A 7,125-nucleotide genomic window follows, 5' to 3' on the forward strand; every position below is an offset into this window, starting at 1 on the left:
GTTCGATGTTGCGGAGCGGATGTATCGCACGGGTGACCTGGTGCGGTGGACTGCCGCGGGTGAGTTGGAGTATCTGGGTCGTACCGATTTCCAGGTGAAGTTGCGTGGTCTGCGCATCGAACTCGGCGAAATCGAATCCGCGCTGACCGAGGTCGACGCGGTCGCGCAGGCCGTGGTCGTGCTCCGTGGTGACGCGCGCACCGGGGATCAGCTGGTCGGCTATGTGGTGCCGGCCGCCGGCGCCGCGGTCGAGACCGACGCGCTGCGCGCCGCCCTGTCGGGCCGGTTGCCGTCGTACATGGTGCCGGCCGCTTTCGTCGTGCTCGACGCCTTCCCGCTGAACGCCAGCGGCAAGCTCGATCGCCGGGCGCTGCCCGAACCGGTCTTCGCGGCCCGGGCGTTCCGGGCGCCGTCCACCCCGATCGAGGAGATCGTGGCGGCGACCTTCGCCGAGGTACTGGGCGTGGAGCGCGTCGGTGCGGACGACGACTTCTTCGAGCTGGGCGGTAACTCCCTGATCGGTATGCAGGTGGCGGCCCGGATCGGCGCGGCCCTCGGTACCCAGGTGGCGGTCCGCGCGCTGTTCGAGGCGCCGACCGTGGCCGCCCTCGCCCTCCGGGTGGAGGAGGCCGGTGGCCGGTCCCGGCCGGAGCTGGTGGCCGGGCCGCGGCCGGAACTGGTGCCGCTGTCCTACGCGCAGCAGCGCATGTGGTTCCTGAACCAGTACGACACCTCCTCGGCGGCCTACAACCTGCCGATGGCGATCCGCCTCACCGGTGATCTTGAGGTGGCGGCCTTGCGCGCGGCGCTCGGCGATGTGGTGGCCCGGCACGAATCGCTGCGGACCCGGTACCCGGAGCAGGGTGGCCGACCGGTGCAGCAGATCCTGCCGGCCGACCGGGCCGTACCGGCCCTGGAGCCGGAGCGGGTGTCCGCGGACGAGGTGGTGGCCGAGGTCGTCGAGTTCGCGGCGACCGGTTTCGACGTGGCCGCCGCCGTGCCGGTGCGGGTCCGTCTCTTCGCCGTCTCGCCCCGGGAATTCGTCCTGGTCGTGGTGCTGCACCACATCGCCGGTGACGGTTTCTCGCTGGCGCCGCTGGCCCGGGATGTGATGACCGCGTACGCGGCGCGTGTTCAGGGCGAGCTGCCGGGCTGGGCGCCGCTACAGGTCCAGTACGCCGACTACACGCTGTGGCAGCGGCAGGTGCTGGGCGCCGAGGACGACCCGGACGCCCCGATGGCCCGCCAGATCGCGTTCTGGCAGGACACCCTCGCGGACCTGCCCGACGAAGTGGTGCTGCCCACCGACCGCCCGCGTCCCGCGGTGGCGTCGCTGCGCGGCGCGCGGGTGCACGGCGAGCTGGATGCCGAGCTGGTGCGGGATCTGAACGCGCTGGCCCGTGCCCGCGGCGCGTCGATGTTCATGGTGCTGCACGCCGGATTGGCGGCGTTGCTGGCGCGGTTGTCCGGTAGCGACGACATCGCGATCGGTACGCCGATCGCGGGTCGTGGTGAGCAGGCGCTCGACGATCTGGTCGGCATGTTCGTCAATACGCTGGTGCTGCGGACCGCGGTCGGGTCGGGCGAAACCTTCGCCGATCTGGTGGATCGGGCCCGCCGGACGGACCTGGACGCGTTCGGCAATGCCGATGTGCCGTTCGAGCGGCTGGTGGATCTGCTGGCGCCCGAACGTTCGCAGGCGCGGAACCCGTTGTTCCAGGTGGCGCTGTCATTCCAGAACCAGGAGGCGCCGGCGCTGGACCTGGCCGGGCTGACCGTCGCCGGGGTGGAGATCGCCGACGATGTGGCGCGCTTCGACCTCCAGTTCTCACTGGCCGAAAACGGTTCGGGTGGTATGGAACTGGTGTTGAACTACGCCACCGAACTGTTCGACGAAGCCACCGCGGCCACCATGATCACCCGGTTCCGGCGGTTGCTGGCGGCGGTCGCCGCCGACCCGGACGCGGTACTGGGTGATCTCGAACTGCTCGAGCCGAGCGAACGCCGGGAGGTCCTGGCCCGCACGGGTGGTCCCGCGGTCCCCGCGTCGACGTTGCCGGAGTTGCTGGCGGCGGCGGTGGCGGTGGATCCGTCGGCGCCGGCGGTGGTGTTCGAGGGTGTCCGGTACTCCTACGCCGAGTTCGACGAGCGGTCGAACCAGTTGGCGCAGGTGCTGATCGAGCGGTGCCTGGGTGCCGAGGATCTGGTGGCGGTGGCGGTGCCGCGGTCGGCGGATTCGGTGCTGGCGGAGTGGGCTGTCACCAAGTCGGGTGCGGCGTTCCTGCCGATCGATCCGAGCTATCCGGCGGACCGTATCGCGCATATGTTGACCGATTCGGGTGCGCCGGTGGGTATCACGGTGTCGTCGGTGCGGGCGGATCTGCCGGATTCGGTGGATTGGCTGGTGCTCGACGAGTTGGCTCTGGACACGTATCCGGCCGATCCGATCACCGATGCCGATCGGGTGTGGCCGTTGACCCCGGCGAATACCGCCTATGTCATCTACACCTCCGGTTCGACCGGTCTGCCCAAGGGCGTTGTCGTCAGCCACGCCGGTTTGGCGAACTTCAGTGCCGAACAGGTCGAGCGGTATCGCCTCGATGCGAACTCGCGGGCGTTGGCTTTCGCGTCCCCGAGCTTCGATGCCTCGATCCTCGAACTCTTGCTGGCGGTGGGTTCGGCCGGTGCGCTGGTCGTGGTGCCGACCGGTACCTACGGTGGTGCCGAACTGGGTGAGCTGATCGCCCGCGAAGGTGTCACGGTCGGCTTGATCACACCGTCCGTCCTCGGCTCACTGGATGCCGCGGATCTCGCCGGTATGGAAGTGATCATCGCCGGTGGTGAGGCCATCTCGGCGGACCTGATGGCGAAGTGGTCGACCACGCCGGAAGGCGGAGTACAGCGTCGCTTCCACAATGCCTACGGTCCGACCGAGGCGACGGTGGCCACGAATATCAGTGGTGTGCTGCGTGCCGGTGATCGGGTCACGATCGGTGGTCCGGTGTGTATGTCGGCGGTATCCAGCTGGCCCGCGGCTACCACGCGCGGCCCGGCCTGACCGCCGAGCGGTTCGTCGCTGATCCGTTCGGCGAACCCGGGTCACGGCTCTACCGCACGGGTGATGTGGTGCGCTGGCGTCGTGACGCCGCGGGCGATCCCGTGGTGGAGTATGTGGGTCGTAACGACTTCCAGGTCAAGGTCCGTGGTTTCCGTATCGAGCTGGGTGAGATCGACGCGGCGCTGACCGCGCACGACACCGTGGATTTCGCTGTCACCACAGGGCACAAGAACACCGCCGGTGCGGTCTCGCTCGTGTCCTACGTGGTGGCGGCCCCCGGTGCCGCGGTGGATGTCACGGCGCTGACCGGGTATGTCGCCGAGCGGCTGCCCGACTACATGGTGCCGGCCGCCGTCATGGTCATCGACCGGATCCCGCTGACCCCCGCCGGAAAGCTGGACCGCAAGGCGCTGCCCGAACCGGTGTTCCAGGCGCGTACCGCCTTCCGCGGGCCGCGTACCCCGGTCGAGCAGATCATCGCGGAGGTCTTCGCCGAGGTTCTGGGCGTGGACCGGGTGGGTGTGGACGATTCGTTCTTCGCCCTCGGCGGCGACAGCATCGTGTCCATTCAGCTGGTGTCCCGCGCGAAGGCCCGCGGCGTGGTGTTCAGCCCGCGGCACGTCTTCGAACAGCGGACGGTGGCCGGGCTGGCCGCTGTCGCCGAATCCGCGGACGCCGACAGTGTGACGCGTACGCTCGTCGAGCTGCCGGGTGGCGGCGTCGGCACCATGCCGCTGACGCCGATCGTGCGGTTCATGGCGGAACGGCCCGGTTCCTTCGGGCGTTTCCACCAGCTCATCACCCTGGACCTCCCGGTGGGCATCGACCGGGAGACCATTGCCGCGGTGGTGGGTCCGGTGGTCGACCGGCACGATATGTTGCGGTCGCGGCTGTACGCCGCCGACGGCGACTGGATCGTGGAAACGGGCGCACCGGGCAGCGTCGATGTGGACGCGCTGATCGACCACACCGTGTTCGACGGCGCCCTCACCGGCCCCGAATTGTCCGAGATCGCCACGGCCGCAGTCGATTCCGCACTCGATCGACTCGACCCCGAGCGCGGTGTGGTGGTCCGGTTCGTCTGGCTGGAACCCGATACCGGTGCGCGGGCCGGCCACCTGGTGGTCATCGTGCACCACCTCGCGGTCGACGGCGTGTCGTGGCGTGTCCTGGTGCCCGACCTGGTGTTGTCCGCGGTCGCGCGCAGCGCCGGCCAGCTCCCCGAACTGCCCGCGCCGGTCACCTCCATGCGGACCTGGGCGCATGCGCTCGAGCGGAACGCGCACAGCGCGGAGCGGCTCGCGGAACTGGAGTACTGGCGCACCGTTGCCGGCACCGCCGATCCGCTGCTCACCGAACGCCGGATGGATCCCGCGGTCGATACCGCCGGAGTCGTCGCGGTACATGCGGTGCAGGTATCGCCGGAGGTCACCCAGACCCTGCTCACCACTGTTCCGGCGCTGTTCCACGGCGGTGTGAACGACGGTCTGCTCACCGCGCTCGTCCTGGCGACCGCCGCCTGGCGGGCGCGGCGCGCGCCCGGCGTCGCGCTGGACGATCCGCTGCTGATCCGGCTCGAGGGTCACGGCCGTGAGGAAGAGATCGTGCCCGGTGCCGATCTGTCCCGCACGGTCGGCTGGTTCACCGCGCTCTTCCCGGTCCGCTTCGAGCCGGCCGGTATCGATATCGAGGCCGCCCTCGCGGGCGAGCCGGAACTGGGCGCCGCGCTCAAGCGGGTCAAGGAGCAATTGCTCGCGGTCCCGGACAAGGGTGTCGGTTACGGCCTGCTGCGGTACATGAATTCCGACACCGCCGCCGAATTCCCGCGGGATATGCCGGGCCAGGTGAACTTCAACTACCTGGGTCGCGTCGGCGCCGGCGAGATTCCCGAAGAGATGCACGGCTTCGGCTGGCTCCCGGCGGCCGATCTGGCCGTGGACGTCGGTTACGACGCGGATATGCCGGCCATGGCGCTGCTGGATATCAACGCCGTCGTCGTCGGCGATACGTTGACCGCGCGCATCGGCTATCCGTCCACCCTGCTGTCGGCGGACGAGGCCCGCGAATTCGGGGACCTGTGGGTGCGGGCACTGGAAGCGGTGGCCCGCCATGCCGATTCCGCGGACGCGGGCGGCCATACACCGTCGGACTTCCCGTTGGTCACGGTGTCGCAGCCGGCTGTCGAGGAGATCGAACAGCGGTTCCCGAGGCAGGTCGCCGATCTGTGGCCGCTGTCCTCGTTGCAGGCCGGCATGCTGTTCCACGCGCAGCTCGCCGCCACCTCGGTGGATGTGTACACCGCGCAGGCGGTGCTCACACTGACCGGCCGGGTGGACGCCGAACGGCTGCGGGCGGCCGCCCAGGCCCTGGTGGATCGTTACGAGAACCTGCGTACGGTGTTCGTCACCGACCGTGCGGGCAACTCGGTGCAGGTCGTGCTCGACGAGGTGCCGGTCGACTGGACCGAGCACGATCGCAGCGCGACCGGCACGGCCGTCGATCTCGTCGACGCCGACCGGCTGCGGCGCTTCGATCTCGCCGAACCGCGGCTGATCAGGTTCACCCTGATCAAGACCGGAGCCGACAGCTGGCAGTTCGTGGTGTCCAACCACCACATCGTGCTCGACGGCTGGTCCATGCCGCTGCTCATGCAGGATCTGCTGACGCTGTACGCGGTACGCGCCGACGGCACCGTACTGCCCGCGGCCCGCTCCTACCGGCACTTCCTGGACTGGGTCGGCCGGCAGGATCATCCCGCGTCGCTGGCGGCATGGGCCGGGGCGCTGGCCGGGGTGAGCGAGCCGACCCTGCTCAGCCGTCCGGAAACCGGCGGCGGCGATTCCGCGCACGAGATCGAGGCCCTGTCCGGCGAATACGCCTTCGAGCTGGACGCCGCGGCGACGGCACGGATCACCGCGCTGGCCGCCGAACTCGGCATCACCGCCAACACGGTGCTGCAGGTGGCGTGGGCGGTACTGCTCGGCCGCATCACCGGCCGCGACGATGTGCTGTTCGGCGCCACCGTCTCCGGCCGCCCACCGCAGCTGGCCGGGGTGGAGACCATGGTCGGGTTGTTCATCAACACCGTTCCGGTGCGGGTGCGGTTCGGTCAGGACGAACCCGCGCGCGAACTGCTCACCCGAACCCAGGGTGAACAGGCTGATCTGCTGGATCACCACTATGTGGGTCTGGCGGATATCCAGGGCGCGGCGGGAATGGCGACCCTGTTCGACACCCTGCTGGTGTTCGAGTCGTATCCGGTGGATGCCGAGGGTATCCAGGCGCAGGCCACCGATATCGACGGGATGGCGGTGACCGGATTGAGCGCGGTCGACGCCACCCACTATCCGCTGAGCCTGATCGCCGCACTGGGCAGCACGCTGCGGATTCGGGCCGGCTATCAGCAGGACATGTTCGCCGAAGCCGATGTGCGACGGATCGCCGACCGGCTGGTGCGGGTGCTCACCGCCCTCACCGAGGCCCCCGACCGGCGGATCGGTGAAATCGAACTGCTGGACAGCGGGGAACGCGACCAGGTGCTGCGCGGGTGGAACGACACCACGCACACCGTCGACGCCACCGCCACGCTGGCTTCGATGTTCTACGCGCAGAGCATCCGTACCCCGGACGCGCCCGCGCTGACCTTCGGGGCGGAGACCCTGTCCTACGCCGATTTCACGGCGCGGGTGAATCTGCTCGCCCGGTGGCTGATCGCCCGCGGTGTGGGTCCGGAGTCGTATGTGGCCCTGGGTATGCGGCGTTCGATCGATCTGGTGGTCGGTATGTACGCGGTCACCGTCGCCGGTGGCGCCTACGTACCGCTGGATCCGGATCATCCGGCCGAGCGCACCGAGTACATCCTCGCCACCGCCGACCCGATCTGCGTGCTCACCTCCGGCGACGATCTGCCGACCGATACCGCCCAGGTACGGATCGACAGGCTGGACCTGGGCGCGTACGCGGATACGCCGGTCACGGATGCGGATCGTCGTGCGCCGTTGCGTCCGTCGAATACGGCGTATGTGATTTTCACGTCGGGTTCGACGGGTCGTCCGAAGGGTGTGGCG

The 7,125-nt window shown here is 69.3% G+C and carries 1 pseudogene; it reads left to right on the plus strand.

The annotated features are described in order from the left end of the window. Positions 1-7,125 (plus strand): annotated as a pseudogene (locus IG75_RS40990) (condensation domain-containing protein); the annotation flags it as partial.

It is taken from the genome of Nocardia rhamnosiphila NBRC 108938 (genome assembly GCF_000720425.1).
Lineage (GTDB): Bacteria > Actinomycetota > Actinomycetes > Mycobacteriales > Mycobacteriaceae > Nocardia > Nocardia rhamnosiphila.